This window comes from Thiohalorhabdus sp. (assembly GCF_036628635.1).
GTDB lineage: Bacteria > Pseudomonadota > Gammaproteobacteria > Thiohalorhabdales > Thiohalorhabdaceae > Thiohalorhabdus.
Window position 1 is genome coordinate 1 of sequence record NZ_JAZKRM010000007.1, and the last position, 18,916, is coordinate 18,916.

Annotated in this window: 21 protein-coding genes; 8 read left to right on the plus strand and 13 right to left on the minus strand. The window is 64.9% G+C overall.

Going from position 1 to position 18,916, the window contains the following annotated elements:
• Window positions 1–281 precede the first annotated feature (281 nt).
• On the minus strand, window positions 282–1,481 hold the full coding sequence (tyrS, locus tag V5A19_RS03820; protein WP_443081413.1) for a tyrosine--tRNA ligase: 1,200 nt from the start codon (window positions 1,479–1,481) through the stop codon (window positions 282–284).
• Between the two features lie 167 nt (window positions 1,482–1,648).
• Here tyrS and mgtE point away from each other — a divergent pair, with 167 nt between their 5' ends.
• Complete coding sequence (gene mgtE, locus V5A19_RS03825; protein ID WP_332318065.1) at window positions 1,649–3,016, plus strand: magnesium transporter; 1,368 nt, start codon at window positions 1,649–1,651, stop codon at window positions 3,014–3,016.
• A 673-nt stretch (window positions 3,017–3,689) separates the two neighbouring features.
• On the plus strand, window positions 3,690–4,796 hold the full coding sequence (locus V5A19_RS03830; protein WP_332318064.1) for a M23 family metallopeptidase: 1,107 nt from the start codon (window positions 3,690–3,692) through the stop codon (window positions 4,794–4,796).
• A 134-nt stretch (window positions 4,797–4,930) separates the two neighbouring features.
• On the opposite strand, the gene erpA is transcribed toward V5A19_RS03830, so the two are convergent.
• From erpA to V5A19_RS03890, 12 genes are all read right to left on the minus strand, one after another.
• A complete protein-coding gene (gene erpA, locus V5A19_RS03835; RefSeq protein WP_332318063.1) occupies window positions 4,931–5,305 on the minus strand; it encodes an iron-sulfur cluster insertion protein ErpA in 375 nt (124 codons plus the stop codon).
• A gap of 120 nt (window positions 5,306–5,425) precedes the next feature.
• Window positions 5,426–5,926: a bactofilin family protein gene (locus V5A19_RS03840; protein ID WP_332318062.1), complete on the minus strand. Its 501-nt coding sequence runs from the start codon at window positions 5,924–5,926 to the stop codon at window positions 5,426–5,428.
• Window positions 5,907–6,710 carry a DUF6776 family protein gene (locus V5A19_RS03845; protein ID WP_332318061.1) on the minus strand — a complete coding sequence of 268 codons (804 nt, stop codon included), beginning with the start codon at window positions 6,708–6,710 and terminating at the stop codon, window positions 5,907–5,909. The genes V5A19_RS03840 and V5A19_RS03845 overlap by 20 nt, the downstream gene beginning before the upstream one ends.
• An 8-nt stretch (window positions 6,711–6,718) precedes the next feature.
• Complete coding sequence (argC, locus tag V5A19_RS03850) at window positions 6,719–7,762, minus strand: N-acetyl-gamma-glutamyl-phosphate reductase (RefSeq protein ID WP_332327709.1); 1,044 nt, start codon at window positions 7,760–7,762, stop codon at window positions 6,719–6,721.
• Window positions 7,763–7,915: 153 nt separating this feature from the next.
• Window positions 7,916–8,308 (minus strand): 30S ribosomal protein S9, encoded by a 393-nt coding sequence (gene rpsI / locus V5A19_RS03855; RefSeq protein WP_332318059.1) that lies wholly within the window; start codon window positions 8,306–8,308, stop codon window positions 7,916–7,918.
• Between the two features lie 10 nt (window positions 8,309–8,318).
• Window positions 8,319–8,747 carry a 50S ribosomal protein L13 gene (gene rplM / locus V5A19_RS03860; protein ID WP_332318058.1) on the minus strand — a complete coding sequence of 143 codons (429 nt, stop codon included), beginning with the start codon at window positions 8,745–8,747 and terminating at the stop codon, window positions 8,319–8,321.
• Between the two features lie 102 nt (window positions 8,748–8,849).
• Complete coding sequence (locus V5A19_RS03865) at window positions 8,850–9,548, minus strand: thioredoxin family protein (protein ID WP_332318057.1); 699 nt, start codon at window positions 9,546–9,548, stop codon at window positions 8,850–8,852.
• Window positions 9,545–10,015: a hypothetical protein gene (locus V5A19_RS03870; protein WP_332318056.1), complete on the minus strand. Its 471-nt coding sequence runs from the start codon at window positions 10,013–10,015 to the stop codon at window positions 9,545–9,547. The genes V5A19_RS03865 and V5A19_RS03870 overlap by 4 nt, the downstream gene beginning before the upstream one ends.
• Window positions 10,012–10,416 carry a cbb3-type cytochrome c oxidase subunit I gene (locus tag V5A19_RS03875; protein WP_332318055.1) on the minus strand — a complete coding sequence of 135 codons (405 nt, stop codon included), beginning with the start codon at window positions 10,414–10,416 and terminating at the stop codon, window positions 10,012–10,014. Before V5A19_RS03875 ends, V5A19_RS03870 begins: the two co-directional genes overlap by 4 nt.
• 114 nt (window positions 10,417–10,530) lie before the next feature.
• Window positions 10,531–11,208 (minus strand): Crp/Fnr family transcriptional regulator, encoded by a 678-nt coding sequence (locus V5A19_RS03880; protein ID WP_332318054.1) that lies wholly within the window; start codon window positions 11,206–11,208, stop codon window positions 10,531–10,533.
• Window positions 11,209–11,257: 49 nt separating this feature from the next.
• On the minus strand, window positions 11,258–11,956 hold the full coding sequence (locus V5A19_RS03885) for an alpha/beta hydrolase (protein ID WP_332318053.1): 699 nt from the start codon (window positions 11,954–11,956) through the stop codon (window positions 11,258–11,260).
• A 37-nt stretch (window positions 11,957–11,993) separates the two neighbouring features.
• The gene (locus V5A19_RS03890) at window positions 11,994–12,320 is read right to left on the minus strand and encodes a (2Fe-2S) ferredoxin domain-containing protein (protein WP_332318052.1); all 327 of its coding nucleotides are present in this window, start codon (window positions 12,318–12,320) and stop codon (window positions 11,994–11,996) included.
• A 133-nt stretch (window positions 12,321–12,453) separates the two neighbouring features.
• On the opposite strand from V5A19_RS03890, the gene coq7 reads away from it, so the two are divergent.
• The 6 genes from coq7 to pstA all read left to right on the plus strand — a co-directional run bounded on the left by coq7 (window position 12,454) and on the right by pstA (window position 18,903).
• Window positions 12,454–13,098, plus strand: a complete 645-nt coding sequence (gene coq7 / locus V5A19_RS03895; RefSeq protein ID WP_332318051.1) for a 2-polyprenyl-3-methyl-6-methoxy-1,4-benzoquinone monooxygenase — start codon at window positions 12,454–12,456, stop codon at window positions 13,096–13,098.
• Between the two features lie 31 nt (window positions 13,099–13,129).
• Window positions 13,130–13,852: a phosphate regulon transcriptional regulator PhoB gene (phoB, locus tag V5A19_RS03900; RefSeq protein WP_443081410.1), complete on the plus strand. Its 723-nt coding sequence runs from the start codon at window positions 13,130–13,132 to the stop codon at window positions 13,850–13,852.
• A 4-nt stretch (window positions 13,853–13,856) separates the two neighbouring features.
• The gene (phoR, locus tag V5A19_RS03905) at window positions 13,857–15,176 is read left to right on the plus strand and encodes a phosphate regulon sensor histidine kinase PhoR (protein ID WP_332327710.1); all 1,320 of its coding nucleotides are present in this window, start codon (window positions 13,857–13,859) and stop codon (window positions 15,174–15,176) included.
• A 131-nt stretch (window positions 15,177–15,307) separates the two neighbouring features.
• Window positions 15,308–16,333 (plus strand): PstS family phosphate ABC transporter substrate-binding protein, encoded by a 1,026-nt coding sequence (locus V5A19_RS03910; RefSeq protein ID WP_332318049.1) that lies wholly within the window; start codon window positions 15,308–15,310, stop codon window positions 16,331–16,333.
• Between the two features lie 155 nt (window positions 16,334–16,488).
• The gene (gene pstC, locus V5A19_RS03915; protein WP_332318048.1) at window positions 16,489–17,730 is read left to right on the plus strand and encodes a phosphate ABC transporter permease subunit PstC; all 1,242 of its coding nucleotides are present in this window, start codon (window positions 16,489–16,491) and stop codon (window positions 17,728–17,730) included.
• A gap of 6 nt (window positions 17,731–17,736) precedes the next feature.
• A complete protein-coding gene (pstA, locus tag V5A19_RS03920) occupies window positions 17,737–18,903 on the plus strand; it encodes a phosphate ABC transporter permease PstA (RefSeq protein ID WP_332318047.1) in 1,167 nt (388 codons plus the stop codon).
• Window positions 18,904–18,916 lie beyond the last annotated feature (13 nt).

Below are 18,916 nucleotides of genomic sequence, written 5' to 3' on the forward strand. Positions count from 1 at the left end.
CCTCGGAATCGCCAAGAGCCCACAACGCTTCCTCATCCCAGATTGTTAAAGAGCCAAAGGACCAGCTTGCGGCATGCCCTTTCTAAGGTTTGCCGCCACCCTGGCCGTCAATGTGAGGATTCATTTTACGCGCCAGACCGGCCGGGTCAAGGCCCGATTGCAGGATTATTTCACCTGCCGGCACCGCGCTTCGGTTGCGCCCTCGTCGGCGCCGCCGTTACCGAGATGCGAGATCCTACCTCTAGGACCGGCCCCTTGTCCAGGGATCTGTGCCAATCGGTCTAGGGAGCCTCCACGTGCACCCGGGCGAACCGACGCTTGCCTACTTGCAGCAGATAGGCTCCCCCGACTTCCAGCACACGCTCCCTGTCAGCCTCTTTTTGCCCGTCTACGCGCACAGCGCTTTGCTTGATCATGCGGTTGGCCTCGGAAGAGGAGGCCACCACCTCAGCGGCCTTGAGAGCGGCGGGCAGGCGGACCCCTTCCGGCCCCTCGGCATGTACAGTAACCTCGGGCACGTCCTCGGGGACCTGGTGCTTTTGGAACTGGCTCTCGAAGGCCTCCTGCCCCGACGCCACCTGATCGGGCCCGGCCAGCCGGGCAACCAGCTCCCGTGCCAGCTCCACTTTCACGTCACGGGGATTGCGTCCCTCGGCTACCTGGCGCTTGAGATTCTCGACCTCACTGATGGGCCGGTCCGAAAGCAGCTCGTAGTAACGCCACATGAGCTCATCGGAGATGGACATGGTCTTGCCAAAGATCTCTTTGGCCGGCTCCATGACCCCGATGTAGTTGTCCAGGGACTTGGACATCTTCTGCACGCCATCCGTCCCCTCCAGGATGGGCATAGTCAGGATGGCCTGGGCCGGCTGGCCGTAATGGCGCTGAAGCTCCCGACCTACCAAAAGGTTGAACTTCTGGTCGGTACCCCCGAGTTCCACGTCCGCCTCCAGCACCACCGAGTCGTAGCCTTGAACCAGGGGATAGAGGAACTCGTGAATGGCGATTGCCTGCCCGCCAGTGTAGCGGTTGTGGAAATCGTCCCGCTCGAGCATGCGTGCCACGGTGTAGTGTGAGGCCAGCCGGATCAGGTCGGCCGCCTTCATGTCGTTCATCCACTCGGAATTAAACACCAGATCGGTTCGCTCCCGATCGAGCACACGGAAGATCTGCTCGGCGTAGGTCTCGGCGTTGGCTGCCACCTCCTTGGGGGTTAGCGCCGGCCGGGTGGTGCTCTTGCCACTGGGATCGCCGATCATGCCCGTGAAGTCCCCGATCAGGAAAAAGACTCGGTGGCCGAAGTCCTGGAAGGTTTTGAGCTTCTGGAGAAGGACCGTATGCCCCAGATGCAGATCGGGGGCGGTGGGGTCGAAGCCGGCCTTTACCCGCAGGGGCCGACCCTCGGCCCGGGACCGTTCCAGCTTGTCCCGAAGCTCGGACTCCACCAGGATCTCATCCGCCCCCCGGCGGATCTCCGCCATCTGCTCGTCGATGCTCGCCTGTATGGCCACTAACTTGTCCCCGACTGGTTCGTTCGCTACCTGGAAAGCCCGACAGGATAGCGGACCCCTGCCGCCCGGTTCCATGGGCAGGCGGTTTATGGTGTGCTAAGGCGGTCTTTAACCCCACCACGGGATTGCCCGGAGCCATGAGCCAGAACGCCCCCGCTCCCTCCACCTGGAGTAGCTCCGATCCCGCGGAACGCATTCGGGAGGCCCTGGGGCAGGACGACCTCACCGCGGTTGCGGCCGTCCTCCGGGACCTCCACCCGGCGGATCAGGTCAAGGTGCTCAACCAGCTCCCCGAAAGCGAGCGCGACCACTGCCTGGAGCTCTTCGACCCGGAGGAGATCGGTCGGCTATTCAGTGAAAGCCATGGCCGCCTGCGTGAGTACCTTCTGGATTACTACACCGCGGACACCCTTTCCGAGGTGGTCCAGGCCCTGGATTCGGACGAAGCGGCCGACCTGCTGCAGGAGCTGGAAGGCCACCGTACCGACCGCATCCTGGCCCGGCTTCCCTCGGCGGAGAGGGCCGACGTCGAACCCCTGCTGTCCTATCCCGAGGACACCGCCGGCGGCCGCATGCAGCGGGAGGTGTTCACCGTCCCCGCCAAGACCCGCACGCGCAAGGTCCTGGCCGAGCTTCGGCGGGCCGGGCAGGACTTGGAAGAGATCCAGGATATTTACTTGGTGGACAACCGCGGTGTGTTAACCGGGGTTATCTCCATCTTCCAGCTGCTGCGGCTGGAACTCCCCACCCCAGTGGTGGAAGGGGCCAATATGGACCCCCTGTATGTCACCCCGGAAATGGACCAGGAAGCGGTGGCCCGCCTGTTCCGCAAGCACCGGCTGCACAGTCTGCCGGTGGTGGACGACACCGGCCGTATCCTGGGCCAGATCACCAGCGATGACATCCTCGGGGTCATGGAGGAGGAGGCCACCGAAGACCTCTACCGGCTCGCCAATGTCGATGAAGCCAGCGATCTGACCGAGCCCGTGTTGCATTCGGTCCGACGCCGGGCGACCTGGCTGTCCGCCAACGCCGCGGCCGGCATCCTCTCGGCCTCGGTGGTTTCCCTGTTCGAGGGCAGCATCGCGCAGATAACGGCTTTGGCGGTGCTCATGCCCATCGTTGCCAACATTGGCGGTATGGGCGGCGTCCAGACAGCCACCATCATGGTGAGGGCCATTTCCCTGGGGCACACCGAGCTGGAATCCACCGGCCGGATCATTCTGCGGCAAGCGATTATCGGCCTCTTGGTGGGCGTTGTGTTCTGCCTATTGGGTGGCCTTATCGCCACCCTGATTCTGGGCCGGCCGGATCTGGGGCTCGTGTTCGGGGCTTCCTTGGCAGCGGTCCTCTTCTTTAGCGGGGCCCTGGGCTCCCTGATCCCCATCGGCCTGAAACGGATGGGCATCGATCCAGCCCTGGTGTCCGGCAGCCTGCTCACCACCATCACCGACTCGCTGGCCTTTTTGGTATTCCTGGGCCTGGCCACCATGGCTCTGCTGTGACCCCCGCTCGTCGGGGGACCCTTGGCAATCGACCGATCCTTTTCCCGTTGGGGCTGAGTGGTTACGAGAGGCAACTCCTGTCACCAGCCTTTCCTTTCCAAACCGGCCTAATCCGACCCTCGAAGAGCCTTTCTCCAAATGAAGGGCAAGGCATAAAACCATTGCCGGCTTTCCGGGAAGTTTCAATCTGGTCGCCGCCAAGCCGCCGAGGCGAGACTTTTCGCGGGTTTCCCTAGTTGGAGGAATCAGGTATACAGGGGACCATCGGCCTTAAGGTTCCACAATTCCAAGGGGATTGCCGGCAATGCCGTCCATGCTCAACAAGGATTTTGCCCAGCCTCTCAACGGGCCTGCCGGTACCCGCCCTCGCCCCCTGCCTCAGGGGCGTGCCAGGGGTCGCGGCTCGCGCAAGGGACGCTCCCCTTCCCTGCGGCTCGGGATCCCACGCCCTCTTCGCGCCATGCTTTTGGGGGTCCTTACCGCCGCGGCCTCGGCGGTATTCGCTACCATTGGCGGTACAGACCATTTCGTACCCCAGACCCGGAACCTTTCCCTTTCCATGCAGCCCGGACTTAGCAACCCGTCGGGAGGGACCGCTCTTCAAAATCCGCTGGCTTTCGAACCGAGCGATCAAGATGAAGAGAAGGCGGCGGAAGAGTGGACCCGTTATACCTTGAACAAGGGCGAGACGCTGTCCCAATTAGGCCAGCGCACCGACCTGGGCAGGGAAACCGCCATGGCCCTGGCCCGCGCCAGCGCCGGCATCTTCCCGGCGCGCAAGATGCGGGCCGGGCACACCCTGCGCGTGCAGTTCGGAAACGAGGGTAACTCCGAAGCAGTCCACTACCAGATCGACCAGCAGCGCTACCTGGCTTGGCACCGCGATGGGAAAGGCGGCTTCGGTGCCGAAGTGATGGACTACCCGCGCACCGTCCATGTACGGGAAGCATTCGGCCGCATCCGGACGAGCCTTTTCGAGGCCGGTCGCCGGGCTGGCCTTTCCGACAAGATCATTATGGAACTGGCCCGGATCTATGGGTGGGACATCGATCTGGCCCACGACATCCGGCGCGGCGACTGGTTTCGGGTGCTCTACCGGGAAAACTATCGCGGCGGTGAGAGGGTCGGGGACGGCCCCATCCTCGCCGCCGAGTTCTTTACCCGGGGGGAATCCCATCGGGTCATCCGTTTTACGGATGCCCAAGGACAGAGCGACTATTTCCACCCCGATGGCCGCTCTGTCCGCAAGGCTTTCCTGCGCACCCCGGTCCGATTTGACCGGATCACCAGCGGCTTCTCCCGCGGGCGCGAACACCCCCTGTTAGGCCGGCGCCGGGCCCACGAAGGCGTTGATTACGGTGCCAACCCAGGGACACCGGTGCGGGCCACCGGCGACGGGCGGGTGGTCTTTCGCGATCGCAAGGGCGGTTACGGTCGGGTGGTAAAGATTCGCCATGCCGGACGCTTCACCACGGTTTACGCCCATCTTTCGCGTTTTGGAAACATTAAACAGGGCCAACCGGTTAGCCAGGGCCAGACTGTTGGGTATGTGGGGCAGTCCGGTCTTGCCACCGGACCGCACCTCCACTACGAATTCCAAGTGGGGGGACATCCCCGCAACCCGCTCAAGGTGGACCTACCAGATGCGGACCCTCTGGCTGACGAGTACCGGCCCGCTTTCCAGGAGCGTAGCCACCACTACACCGCGTGGCTGGATTCAATCGGGCCAGCCAATGTCCGCTTTGCCGCCAAGGAAGACGGCGATTCCCCCTCATCTTAGGGTCCGGTCGCAGAGGTTCGTGGCATATCTGCGACAGGACAGTAGGCGGCGCCCTAAAAGGCTGACATACAAACCGCCCGTCCGGGTTGGACGGGCGGTTTGTATGGGTACGGCGAGCAAAAAGGTCTAGGAAATCAGACCCCGAAGGAGGAGCCACACCCACAAGTGGTGCTGGCCTGCGGATTGTTGATCATGAACTGGGCACCCTCGAGATCTTCCTTATAGTCGATACTGGCCCCCATCAGATACTGGATGCTCATCATATCCACCAGCATGGTGACGCCACCTTTTTCGATGACCGTATCGGCCTCCTGGCGATTCTCATCGAAGGTAAAGCCGTACTGGAAGCCGGAGCAACCGCCCCCGGTTACAAACACTCGGAGCATCAGGTTGGGGTTGCCTTCCTGATCGATGAGCTCCTTGAGCTTGGTTACTGCGCTATCGGTTAGCTCGATGGGCTCGGGCATCTGTTCGGTATGGGCCTCTTGGCCGACCGTGGCTTCCGCCATGGTTTCCTCCCTGCGGGACAAGATTTAGAGGCAAGTTTGGCCGTTTCCCGGCCAGCCGGGAAACGGCGGAGTCAAGCTAGGCCATCCGGCCGGGCATGTCAAAAGCGGCCCCGGTTCGGGTCAGCCCACCTCCCTCTCCGTTTTGGACCGGGAGCCGGAACCCGTCTCGGATTCCCCGCTCGCCGGATATTCCCCAGACTCCTGGAAATCGGGCTTTTCCGCCTTGGGGATCTGACCGGGGGCCGTCGTATGGTTAGTGGTCGAAATGTGGCAACAAGTTCCCGTTAGCCCGGCCCCCTCCTCCATTTGGATGACCTCATAGTAAAGGTCGCCTTCCACATTGCACTGGCCATGGAGCTCAAGCCGTTCGCTGGCCCGGACATCGCCGATGATCCGGCCGTTAATGATGACGTTGGGGACCTGGACCTCGCCCCGGATCTCGGCTTGATCGGAAACCACGAGCCGGCTGCCGCTGCCGTCGGGAGCCGAGAGGGTTCCCTCCACGGTACCGTCTACTCGGAGTCCTCCTTCGAAGGCAATGTCCCCTTGGATCGAGGTCCCGGATCCGATCATGGTCTCCAGGTTACCTCCGGTGCTCGCCTTACGTTTCTTGTGAAGCATCGGTGGCTTCCTTCCCTTGAGCCTGGAGCAGCGCCCCCCAAGCGTGTTCCTTACTTAACAGCTCCGCCAAACTGCTCCGTGCGTAGAGCTGAACGGCTACCCGGATGGGCTCGGCCTCCGGGGTTAGCTCGAAGCGGCCGTCGAAATTTTGAAAGTAACGAAAATCGGCCTCCATGCCGCGTTTCCGGTGCCGGGCGCCTTCCGGGAAGTAGAGCGTCTTTTCCTCCCCTTTTTCGTTCAGGAAGGTGACGGCAACACGGGCATATCCCCGAACCGGATCCTGTTTGGCCACCCCCTGAGCCAGCTTGAAACTGTAGGCGTAATCCTGGCCCGCCCCTTCCAGGGGCTGAACTTGGAGATCTTCGACGCTGGCGTCCCGATTGGCTGTGTCCGGATCCAGGATGTTGCGGTAAAAGCCCACCTCGTCTTGTAGCTTGTTAGCTCGCCCCTGAAGGTCAGCCAGGAGCTGGCGAAGCTTGCGCACCTCGCCGCCGCGTATGGACTTGCTCGACTTTAGTTCACTGACCCGCTGGCGTAGCTTGTCCGCGCGCGCTTCGAGCTGAACCTTTTCGGCTGCTAGCTGCTCCCGCTCGCGCTCCAGCTTGGCGAGGCTCTTCTTCTGCCACCCATGGCCAATCTCGAAGACCCCCCAGAAGGCCGCAGGGACACCGATCACAATCCCTACTACCACTGTATAAAGCGCGCCCCGCCGGATATAGATGGTGCGGGGGCGGCCACGGTTCGGGTGCAGCAGGAAGACGAGGAAGGCATGGCGGCGGTCCAAGGCGCCCTCTACGGCTGCACGGGAGGAACGCCCAAGCCGGCGCCTTCGGCCAGCCCGAACATCAAGTTCATATTCTGGATCGCTTGCCCCGCTGCCCCTTTAACGAGGTTGTCGATCACCGAAAGAACCACCACCTGCCGGCCCTCGCCCGGTCGATGGATAGCCAGCCGGCAGAAATTGGAGCCCCGTACCGACCGGGTAGCCGGATGGCTGCCGACAGGCATGACGTCCACAAAGGCCGATTCGGCGTAGCGGCGTTCGAAAAGGGCCTGCCCATCTATCTCCGGATCGATCAACCGGGCGTAACAAGTAGCATGGAGGCCACGGACCATGGGGGCCAAGTGGGGGACGAAGGTGAGGTCGACGGAACCGCCGGCAGCCCGTTCCAGCCCTTGGACCATCTCCGGCAGGTGGCGGTGGCCCCCGGCCCCGTAAGCACTCATGCTATCGCTAGCCTCGGCCAGCAGCAGGTGGGTTTTGGGCTCCCGCCCCGCGCCGCTCGCCCCCGATTTGGCATCGGCTATCAAGCCGTCGGTATCCACCAGACCGGCTTCAACCAGGGGCAGCAAGGCAAGCTGGACGGCAGTGGGGTAGCAACCGGGGTTGGCTACCAGCCGGGCCTCTCTGATCGCCCCGGCATTCACCTCCGGCAGGCCGTAGACGGCGTGCTCGAGCCAATCGGGAACCTCGTGGGGCTCATCGTACCATTGCTCGAAGACCGCCCTGTCCCTAATACGGAAATCGGCAGAAAGGTCGATCACCCGCACCCCCGCCTCTAGCAGACGGGGTACCTGGTGCATGGCCACGCCATGGGGTGCGCCGCAAAATACCACGTCGCAGCGCTCGGCCAGCGCGTGAGGATCCGGGTCCTCGAAGGGGAGCTCGCACCAGCCGCGCAAGGAGGGGAACATGGCGGCCACCCGCTGCCCGGCAGCCTGGCGCGACGTGACCGCAACCACCTCGACGCTCGCATGGGTTACGAGCAGCCTTAGCAGTTCGACCCCGGCGTAACCGGAACCACCGAGAATTCCCACACGCAGGCGGGAGCTCATGTTGGGGGTTGCCTCTCTTGCCATCGGGTTAACGGACCAGCAGCGGACCGAACCCTTGGTTGGCCGCCGTTCATCCATGAAAGCACAAGCCCCGGCACAACAAAAGGCCACCGCGCGGGTGGCCTTTTGCCTGACAGCACCGGGCCGGAGGCCTTAGCGCTTGGAGAACTGCGGGCTGCGACGGGCCTTGCGCTTACCGATCTTCTTGCGCTCCACCTTCCGAGCATCGCGGGTAAGAAGACCCGCGCGTTTGAGGGTGGGACGGAGCTGGGGATTGTAAGCCACCAGGGCGCGCGCCAGGCCATGCCGGATGGCCCCGGCCTGGCCGCTAAGCCCGCCGCCGTCGACGTTCACCTTGAGGTCGAACTGATCGGTGTTGTCGGTCAGCTCCAGGGGCTGACGCACGATCATCTGAGCGGTCTCGCGCGGCAGGAAGTCCTCCAGGGACTTGCCATTGACCTGGATTTGGCCGCTGCCGGGCCGCATGAAGACGCGCGCGGTGGACCGCTTGCGTCGCCCGGTTCCGTAATACTGTTCCTGTGCCATGGTTGCTTCCTCAGAGCTCCAGCTGCACCGGCTGCTGGGCCTGGTGCGGATGTTCGCTGCCGGCGTAGACCTTGAGCTTCTTGAACATCTGCCGCCCCAGCCGGTTCTTGGGCAGCATGCCGCTCACCGCGTCCTCGATGATGCGCTCGGGATGTTCCGCGTTCTGCTTCCAGAACGGAATCTCCTTAACCCCGCCAGGATAGCCGGTGTGGTGGCGGTAGATCTTATCGGTCGCCTTCTTGCCGGTGACCTGGATCTTCTCCGCGTTAATGATCACCACGTAATCGCCGGTATCCACGTGGGGGGTATACTCCGGCTTGTGCTTGCCCCGCAACCGCCGGGCCACCTCGGTAGCAAGCCGCCCCAGCCGGTACTGGCTGGCGTCCACGACGTACCAGCTGCGCTGCACTTCATCCGGTTTCGCCGAATAGGTCTTCATCGAGCCCGCTCCGAAAAACTTCGGTTTCTGGGGGAGCCTCCCCCGGAGAAAGCGCGAAAGTATAGCCCCCGCCAGACCGGGATTGCAAGCCTAGCGACCCGCCTAGGCGGTGGATGGCCGCCACACAAGCGGCATGAGGCGGGCCACCGCCGCTACCATGCCCAGCCACATAAGGGCCGCCCCCACCCCGGCCAAGGAGGTCCAGGCCAGAACCCGGCCGATTACGAACAGCCACAGCCCCCCCTGGAGCAGGCCCAGCTGGGCGCCCTGGAGCCAGCCGGTGCGGATGGGGTGACCGGTGAACCGCGGCAACATGTGCTCGGCCACACCGAAGATCATGAAGGCGATGAACCCGTAAGTGAAGATGTGGAACAGGCCAATGGCCGCCTCCGGCGACAGCCACGTCACCGGCCGGCCCCAAAGGTCGCCGCTCACCACCAGCATGGCTCCGGCCAGCGCCAGATAGACCGCAGCGGCACGCACAAGGTGGCGAGGACCGCGGCGCATGGTCATGGTGGCGGCCGCCTGCCCTTCGCTGGCGCTTCCTTCCCGGTCGGGGGCCTCGGCCACCAGCTCGCGGGCCTCCTCGCCCGAAGGCACCCCCACTTTCTTGAGCTCGCCGTCCACCAGGCTGGCCGGTACCGTCTTGATCAGCTTCTCGGCGATGACCTTGCGTCCCTCGGGTTGGCCGACGTCCAGCACCTCCAGGTCGAACGCCTTCTCCTCGTGCACCTGGCGCCACATGCGCTCCGCGGCGGGGCACACCGAGCACCATTCGGACACCAGCAGGGTCACCTTCACGGCCCGCCCTCCTGCTCTTCACCGGTGGCGCAGCGCATGCAGTAGACCTCGTAGCGGTCGATCCACGCCTTCAGGCCCTCCATCGCCTTTTCGCCACCATACAGATGGGCCAGGGCGGCCTCGGGATCGTCAGGGCGCACCCGCACCAGCCAGGCATCGCCGTAAGGGTCGATGTTGATGTAGCCCGGATCGCTTTCCATGAGGGGGTTGATCTCGACGATCTCACCGTCGAAGGGCGACGGCACACCACCCGCCCACTTGCTGGACTCCAGGCGGCCCACGGGCTTGCCGGCCTTGATGTGCTTGCCGGGTTTCTTGAAGCGAGCGTACTGCACCCGGCCGCTCATGGTCTGGGCGGGATCGGTGATACCCAAGGTGTAGGTGCCGTCCTCTTCAGGCCGGACCCAGACGTAATCCAGGTCGTAGTAGCGGTCCTCGGGGAGGTCGCAGCCGTGGTACTGGGTCATTGAGCGTCCCCCGTCTGGGGCTTAGCCGTCACCGAGCGCAGGATGTTGTAAGCGAAGGCCAGCATGGCCACCCAGGCCACGGCGCCGCCGCTAATCAAAACCGGCTTCCAATAGCCGAGCCAGCCGATCACGATCAGGATCAGACCGGTATTGGCCGTCCAGAACTGGAAGTTGGCCAGCCGCTCCGAATGCAGCGGCCGATTGGCGAACCGGGGCAAAGTATGGAGGGCGACGCCATAGATCATCATAGCCACAAAACCGAGCAGCATAATGTGCCCATGGGCCCGCGCGGGCAGCCCTGGAACCAGGCTGGGAGCGACCGCCTGCAGGATGCCGAAGGCGCCGCCCAGAACCGCGTAAACCAGCGAGCAGGCAATGAACCAGCGGTTGCGCGGATGCATAATCAATCTCTCAGTAAATTACTCGAGTAGTACACCAGCTCGGCGGCCGCCACCGCCTTGACCCGAATCAAAAATGCAACTTTTAGCTCGCGCAGCCATCCTGGGTGGGACGGTCTACCCCGGGTTATGGTAGAGCTTGTCCGGCTCCAAGATGCGTATGGTGTCTCCCGCTACTTCAATGGCGCCGGTTTCCCGCAACCGGCTCAGGATTCGCGAGAAGGTTTCCGGCTGGATCCCCAATCGGCTGGCGATGGCCGCTTTCTTGGCGGGCAGATGGATCTCGGCATCGGCTTCCTCGCCCTCGGGGATCTGGCCCAAAAGGTAGCCCACCACCCGACCGCTGGCGTCCTCCAGGGTGAGGGCGGCCACATCCTGGACCAGCCGATGGAGCCGTTTGCTCAGGGCTCCCAGAAGATTACGGGCCAGGCCCCGACGGGCGTCCAACAGGCGGTTGAAGCAATCGGCATCGATCGCCAGCAGCTGGGCGGCTTCCAGGGCCCGGGCGTCCACCGGATACCGGCGACCCTCCATGAACAAAACGGCCTCGGCGAAGGTCTCTTCGGGCCCAATGATCTCCACCACCTTTTCGTGGCCGCTGGGCGCCAGCCGCGACAACTGGATGTGGCCATCGACCACCAGAAAAAAGCTCTGGAAGGCGTCACCGGCCTGGAACAGCAGCTTGTCCCGCTCCACCTGCCGGTATTGGGCGCATTCGGCGATCGCCGCCAGGGTTTCGGTGTCCAGATTTTGGAACAGGGCCGCGGCCCGAAGCTGTTCAGCGATGTCGGTCAAGCCGGCTTGCCTCCGCCTTTGATCGTGGTGCCTGACCCGGCACCTAGAGCTAGAGGGACCGAGTTATATCGCAATTAACGGGGCCCTGGTAATCACCCTTGGTGTCCAGGGCACTGGCGAACAGGCGCTCGGCCACGCGAGTCGTCACCTCGCGCACTTGGCCGGTAAAGAAGTGGTCGGCGCCTTCCACCCAGACCCATGCGGGGGTGCATGCCATGCGGCCCCGAAGGCCGCGGACGGCCTCAGGGTCAACGATCGGGTCGGCGCCACCCTGGACCACCATCACCGGCCTTCGCTCGGGCTCCAGGAAGCCGAAGTCGTAGCCGCCTTGCCCCGGGCCGGCCTCAAGGAAGGCGACCGGAGGCGCCACGGCAACCAGCCGCCGCACGCGCGAATCGCTGGCTGCCGCCCGGAGCCCGGCATAGGCCCCGAAGGATACCCCCGCCACCCACAGGGGGAGGTCCGGAAAGCGCCCGGCTAATTGGTCAATGGCGGCGCCGGCGTCGGCCACCTCGCCGGGGCCGTCCGAGAAGCGTCCCGCGCTAGTACCCACGCCACGGAAATTGAACCGCAGGGTGGCGGCGCCAAAGGCGCGAAGGGCGCGCGCCAGATACACCACCACCTTGTTGTTCATGCTGCCGCCGCCAAGTGGATGGGGATGGCACAGTACCACGGCGACCGTCGGCTCCCGGTCGGGGGGGAGGGTCAGGCAGGCCTCCAGAGGACCCGCCGGGCCGGACAAGTCCAAGAACTCTCCCTTGCCGCCGCTGCAGTGAGAGCCGGCCCTAGTCGTCATCCAGCCGCAACCTGGCCACCGGGTTACCGTTCATGATGTGCTCGAACAGGATCTCGTCGATATCCTCTTCATTCTCGTAGCGGTACCACACCCCCTCGGGATAGACGACCATGCACGGGCCCTCGGCGCAACGACCGAGACAGCCGGCCTGATTGACCCGAACCCCGCCGGGGCCCTTGAGGTCCCACTCCTTGGTTCGGTCTTTGGCATACTCACGCAGCCGGGTCGCCCGACCATCGGCATTGCAGCAGGCCCGGCCGTCGGTGCGCACGTTCTGACACATGAAGATATGATAACTGTAATACAATTGTCGCATTCGGGCTCTATCCTCCTGCGGGCAAGTGGGCCGCGGCTAGCGTAGCGCTTTTTTAAGGAAGGCGGCCATTGTGGCCCAAGCGGCTCGGGCCGGCTTCCTACCCTGAGGCCAATACCACGTGGAGAGGTTCCCCATGCCGCCGAGCTTCCTGGAAATGGCCGTCCAGCATTTCGACCGCGCCCTACGCACGGTGGCCGGTGTGGCCCAGGAGGGCCCCGCCAACCGTGCCGCGCCTGACGCGGACGCCCCGCAGGGCCCGGGCCCGAGTAGCGGCGAGACGCAGCATATCGGCCGCCTGATGCGGGTCAACTACGCCGGCGAGGTGGCCGCCCAGGGACTTTATTGGGGCCAGGGCCTGACCGCCCGCACTCCGGAGGTGGCCGAGAAGATGGATACCGCGGCAAGCGAGGAGCAGGACCACCTGAACTGGTGCATCCGCCGCATGGATGCCACCGGCGTCGGCCCCAGCGTCCTAAATCCGCTTTGGCTGGCCGGGTCGGTAACCCTCGGCGCCGCAGCCGGGCTCGCCGGCGACCGCTGGAGCCTGGGCTTTGTGGCCGAGACCGAGCGCCAAGTCATGAACCACCTTCAGGGCCACCTGGGCCGGCTCCCGGACACTGATCCAGCCACTCGGGCAGTGGTGGAGCAGATGTACCTGGACGAGCGCAGCCACGCCGAATGGGCCGAGGGAGCCGGCGGCGAGCGCCTGCCCTTCCCGATCCGGGCCGCCATGACCGTCAGCTCTAAATTCTTAACCAACGGCTCCTACTGGACCTGAACGCGACGCAGAGGAACCGCCGGATCCGGCCATGAGCAACGAGCTGCCCGACAGCATGGGGCCCATTAAGATCCTTTTCGTAGAAGACGAGGCTCCCATCCAAACCCTAGTCCAGCACAACCTGGAAGCGGCCGGCTTCCGCGTCGAGGTCACCGACGATGCCGAGACCGCCATGGAACGCGTGGCGGACAATCGGCCCCATCTGGTGATCCTGGACTGGATGCTGCCCGGTATGAGCGGTCTCGACCTGTGCCAATGGCTGCGCGATGACCCGGCCTACAGTTACATCCCGGTGATCATGCTCACCGCCAAGGGCGAGGAGGACCACCGGGTACGGGGCCTGGAGACCGGGGCCGACGACTACCTGGCCAAGCCCTTCTCGCCCCGCGAGCTTATCGCCCGCATTACCAATCTGCTACGCCGTAGCTATCCGGAGCTCCAGGAAGAGGTCCTCAGGGCCGGCGACCTGCACCTGTATCCCGGCCGCCATCAGGTATTCTGCGGCGACGACGAGATCCGAATGGGGCCCAGCGAATTCCGGTTACTGCAGTTCCTCATGAGCCACCCGGACCAGGTCTTTGAGCGGGCCCAGCTACTCGACCGGCTGTGGGGGCCTCACGCCGAAGTGGAAGAGCGCACGGTGGACGTCCACATCCGGCGCCTGCGTCAGGCTCTGGAACCTTTTGTTTCTGGGGACTTGGTTCAGACCGTGCGCGGTGCCGGGTATCGCTTCGCGCCACCGGCCTCGGCCTGATCGCATGCGTATCCTGCCTGCAAGCGCCATCGCGCTGCTTTTGGCCACTGCCCTGATCGCTGCTTTCGGCATCCTCTTAGACCACCGTATCGCCGCCGGCGCGGGCTTCACTGTGTTCGTCGCCGGCTCGGTGTGGTCGGCCGTCTGGATCCAAGGGCGGCTGGCGAACCTGCGTCGCTGGCTGCAATCGCGCGAGGGCCTGGTTGCCCTTCCGGGCGAGCACGCCTGGGAAACTCTGGAAAGCGAGCTTCGCTATTATCTCAAGCACCGCGACCGCCGCTGGCACGACACCCGCCGCCGGCTAGAGCAGCTAGAGGCCTTGGCCCAGGAGCTTCCGGTGGGGGTGGCCCTGCTCGACTGCGGCGGCCGGCTGCTGGAGGCCAACCGCAAGGCCTACGAGCTGCTCGCCCTCGACCCCGAACGGGGCCGGGGCCAGCGGCTCCAGGGATGGCTGCGCGAGCCGGAGCTGGCCGACCTGTTCGCCGCCGAAGGGCCGAGCCTGCGCCAGGGCACCGCCCCCTACCACCCCGATCCGTCCCGGACCCTGGCCTTCACCTGCACGCGCAAGGACGACGGCACCTTCCTGCTGGTGGTGGAGGAGATAACCGAACAGCTGCGGCTGCAGAAGATGCGGGAGGACTTCGTGGCCAATGTCTCCCACGAGCTGCGCAGCCCCCTGACCAGCCTGCGCGGCTTCGCCGAGACCTTGCTCGCCGACCCCGGCCTGCCCACCGACCAGCGCCAGGAGTTCCTGCGCATCATGGACGGCCAGATCGAGCGCATGCAGTCCCTGGTGGACGACCTGCTGACCCTGTCGCGGCTGGAAGCCCAGCCCGGCCAAGCTTCTCAAACGCCGGTGGCGCTGGATGCCCTGTTGAGCGAGCTGGCGGACCGCTATCAGGCCCGGGCCGCGGAAGCGGGCATCGACCTGCGCATGCCGGGAACCGGCGAGGTGGCGGGTCTGACCCTTCTGGGCGATGCCGACGCCCTCCACCAGGCCCTTGGCAACCTGGTGGAAAACGGCATCAAGTACACGCCTAAGGAAGGGTCGGTAACCGTCACCGTGGAGCCCCGTAAGGATACGGTTGCCATCCATGTGGGCGACACCGGCATCGGCATCGAGCCCCAGCACTTGCCGAGGCTGACGGAACGCTTCTACCGGGTGGACAAGGGGCGCTCGCGCGAGGTAGGCGGCACCGGGCTGGGGCTGTCCATTGTCAAGCACATCCTCCATAACCATGGCGGCCGGTTGGAGGTGGAAAGCGCCCCCGGGCAGGGCTCGACTTTCAGCGCCATCCTACCTGTTCGGTTTTCCTCGGCGTGAGCATCGCCGGGCAAAGATTTCGAGCCTGCAATGTTTTTGCAACAAGGCCCTGAGAAACTGCCGCCGTCGTTGGGTAACAAGCCAGCGATTTATTTCCTTGAGCTTTCAAACGTCCTGGAGGCACGCAAGCCATGAGTAAGCTACGCACCCTTGGTCTCGCCGCGGCGGGCGCCCTGGCCCTTACCGCCGGAACCGCCGAAGCCCGCGACCAGATCCGGATCGTCGGCTCGAGCACCGTCTACCCCTTCGCCAGCTATGTGGTGGAGGAATTCGGCGCCACCACCGACCACCCCACCCCGGTGATCGAGTCCACCGGCTCCGGCGGCGGCCTCAAGCTGTTCTGCGCCGGTAACGGCATGGACACCCCCGACATCACCAATGCCAGCCGCGCCATCAAGGTCAGCGAGTTCAAGCGCTGCCGGGACAACGACGTCACCGACATCACCCAGGCCAAGATCGGCTACGACGGCATCGTCCTGGCCAATGCCAAGGGGGCCTACGACTTCGAGCTGACCCGGGAGGAGGTCCTCCTGGCGGTAGCCGCCGAGGTGCCCCAGAATGGCAAGCTGGTGAAAAACCCCTATGAGTACTGGGACGACATCGATTCCCGCCTGCCGCACCAGGAGATCACCCTGTACGGCCCGCCCACCACCTCCGGCACCCGCGACGCCTTCGAGGACCTGGTGATGGAGGCCGCCTCCGAGGACATGGCCGGCTACGGCGGTGAATACACCAAGGTGCGCCAGGACGGCGCCTTCGTGCCCGCCGGGGAGAACGACAACCTGATCGTCAAGAAGGTGCGGCAGGACCGGGAGGCCCTCGGGATCTTCGGCTACAGCTTCCTCGAGGAAAACCGGGACCGCATCCAGGCGGCCACCGTCGACGGCGTGGTCCCCAACCCGGACACCATCGGCTCGGGCGAGTACCCCGTCTCGCGCAGCCTGTTCTTCTACGTCAAGAACAGCCACCGCGGCAAGGTGCCCGGTATCGACGAGTACGTGACCCTGTTCATGGCCGAAAAGATGATCGGCGACCTGGGCTACCTCAAGGACGAGGGCCTCATCCCCCTGCCCAAGGAGGAGCGCGAGGAGCAGCGCCGGATCGTCGAGAACCACCAGAAGCTGACCCTCGACAAGGTCAAGGCGCAGAAGGAGTAACCGCCCCGACGGAAGCCGAACGGGGGAAGGGCCACCGGCCTTTCCCGGGGTCCCGGGAGCCCGGGGCCGCGGGAAGGGAATTCTCCCCCTGCAATCGAGGCCAACCTCGGTATAATGGCGCCGCCGTCGCACCCAGGGTCTGCTAGGAGCCTCCCTTGGCCACCGGACAAGTCGCCTTTTACTTCTTTGCCGGCCTGCTGCCACTGGTACTCGTGGCCTTCTTCACCGGACGCCGGCGCGCCCTGGCCACCGCCGGAGACGGCCACCTCCATTCCCGGCCGGGCTACTACGGCTGGTACGCGGTGGTCTGGCTGGCGGTTCCCGGCCTTGCCGTCGCCTTCGGGACCGCCCTTCTCCACCTCATGGGACTGGCCTCCCTCCCTGTCCCCATGGCCCTGACCGCCTCGTTGGCCGCCGCGGCGGGGGGCCTCTGGCTGGGTCTGCGCACGGTGCATCCGGACCTGCGAGCCCGCAACATCGTCGAATCGACGGTGCGCTGGCTGCTGCTGGCCGCCGCCCTGGTGTCGATCCTCACCACCCTCGGCATCGTGCTGTCGATCCTTTTCGAGGCAGTGCGCTTCTTCCAGATCGTGCCGCTGTGGCAGTTCCTCAGCGGCACCACGTGGAGTCCCGACACCGCTTTCCTGGGCGGCGCCGGCCGCTCCGGCGAGAATGTGGCCCAGGCGGAATTCGGTTCGGTGCCGCTGTTCGCCGGCACCTTCATGATCACCGCCATCGCCATGCTCGTGGCCCTCCCGGTGGGGCTGCTGTCGGCCATCTACATGTCCGAGTACGCCTCCTCCAAGGTACGTGGGGCGGCCAAGCCGACCCTGGAGGTGCTCGCCGGCATCCCCACGGTGGTCTACGGCTTTTTCGCTGCCATCACCGTCAGCCCCTGGGTCGTTACGATCGCCGAGGGCATCGGCCTCGAGGCCTCCTACAGCAACGCCCTCGCCCCCGGGCTGGTCATGGGCATCATGATCATCCCGTTCGTGTCGTCGCTGTCCGACGACGTTATCAGCGCCATCCCGCACAGCATGCGCGAGGGCTCCTTCGCCCTGGGCGCCACCCCCTCGGAGACCATCAAGAAGGTCCTGGTGCCGGCCGCCCTGCCCGGCATCGTGTCGGCCTTCATCCTGGCGGTGTCGCGCGCCATGGGCGAAACCATGATCGTGGTCATGGCCGCCGGCCTGCGCCCCAACCTCACCGCCAATCCGCTCGAGGACATGACCACGGTGACGGTGCGCATCGTGGATGCCCTTACCGGCGACCAGGAGTTCGACAGCCCCGAGACCCTGTCGGCCTTCGGGCTGGGGCTCATGCTGTTCCTGGTCACCCTGGTGCTGAACATCATCTCCCTGACGGTAGTCCGCCGCTTCCACCAGCAGTACGAGTAACGCCGCATGACCGGATCGGGATTCGAGACCAGCAAGCGCACCCAGCGTCGGTATCGCGCCGAGAAGCGCTTCAAGGCCCTGTGCATCGCCGCCTTGACCTTGGCGGTGGTGTTCCTCGCGATCTTTTTCGGCGACATGATCCGCAAGGGCTACTCCGCCTTCGCCCAGGCCAAGATCCAGACCGAGGTGACCTACAACGAGCGCAGCGTCGAGATCCCGCTGGCTGCGGTGGGTGAGGACGTGCGCAAACTGGTTAGCCGGGGATGGCTGCGCCTGATCCCCAAACAGGTGGAGGCCAATCCGGAGCTGATGGGCCGAACGATTACCCGTTGGATCGTGGCCGATGTCCAGGTCGACCAGTATCTCAAGGGCAAGCACCACCAGCTCGATGCCGAGCAGCAGGCGGTGGTGGACCGTCTGGTCGAGGAGGGACGGGCCGAGCTGGGCTTCAACTGGACCTTCTTCACCCACGGCGACTCCAAGATGCCGGAGATGGCCGGCATCAAGTCGGCGGTGGTGGGCAGCCTTTACACCCTGATGGTGACCATGCTGGTGGCCTTCCCCATCGGTGTCATGACCGCCGTCTACCTGGAGGAATTCGCCAGCGACAACCACCTCACCCGGCTGATCGAGGTCAACATCAACAACCTGGCAGCGGTGCCCTCCATCCTTTACGGCCTGCTGGGCCTGGCGGTATTCATCAACTTCTTCGGGGTGCCGCGATCCTCGGCGCTTGCCGGCGGCCTGACGCTGGCGCTGATGACCCTGCCCCTAATCATCATCAGCACGCGCGCTGCCCTGCGCGCGGTGCCCGACTCCATCCGTGAGGGTGCGTTCGGCGTGGGCGCTTCGCGGCTTCAGGTGGTGGCCCACCACGTGCTGCCGCTGTCGCTGCCGGGCATCCTCACCGGCTCCATCATCGGCCTGGCCCAGGCCATGGGCGAGACCGCGCCCCTGCTGATCGTCGGCATGATGGCCTTCATCCCCGACTATCCGACCGGCGTCACCGATGCCGCCACCGTGCTGCCCGCGCAGATCTTCACCTGGGCCAACGAGCCCGCGCGGGCCTTTGCCGCCCTCACCGCCGCTGGCATCCTGGTTCTGCTGGCCGTCCTGCTGACCCTGAATGCCACCGGCGTCATTCTACGCAAGCGCTACGAACGGCGCTGGTAGGTAACGATCATGC